Origin of the sequence: Rubidibacter lacunae KORDI 51-2, assembly GCF_000473895.1 — a bacterium.
In the GTDB taxonomy this organism is placed as follows: domain Bacteria; phylum Cyanobacteriota; class Cyanobacteriia; order Cyanobacteriales; family Rubidibacteraceae; genus Rubidibacter; species Rubidibacter lacunae.
Genome location: NZ_ASSJ01000096.1, coordinates 1 through 536 on the forward strand (window position 1 = coordinate 1; position 536 = coordinate 536).

A 536-nucleotide genomic window follows, 5' to 3' on the forward strand; every position below is an offset into this window, starting at 1 on the left:
AGGGCCATGCGGAAGGGTTTCGCTGGTGCACCCAAGGCAGCGTCAAACTGACAGGCATAATCTCCCTCCAAGTCTTCCCAAGGCATCAGAGCGGCCAGTTTGACCCAGCGATTGTGGGCAGACAGCTTGCCACTGAAGGGGAGGTAGAAATCTTCAAAGGAAAGCTGTCCTGCGGGGAGGTGAGCGTACATCGGGTCCAGAGGTGCAAGGGTTTTCCAGATATTTGGACGTTTTCCTTGCGCCTTTTGTGCTTCGCAAGCCTCAGAAATCCCTCGCTTTCAGCATTTGAGCTTATCTCAGCAAGCCCTAATTATCGTCATTGCCAGATCTTGAGAAAATTGGATTCCATTTTAGATTGGCTTTTTACACGGCACCGGTAGAAGTCAGGAATCGATCCGGGGGCACAACTTCACCGTAGGTGGCATAAGACAGTTGGGGACAATGCTCATCAGGAGAACCCCTCTCGGCCAAGGTAGCCGGGACGGACGACCGGTTGCGTTGTCCTTACTTTCCCTCCGGGGGACTGGCATCGCACC

1 pseudogene is annotated in these 536 nt (G+C 53.7%); it reads right to left on the reverse strand.

What is annotated here, in order from left to right:
- Window positions 1–191 (reverse strand): annotated as a pseudogene (locus KR51_RS16865) (IS5-like element ISAcma17 family transposase); the annotation flags it as partial.
- Window positions 192–536: the final 345 nt, after the last annotated feature.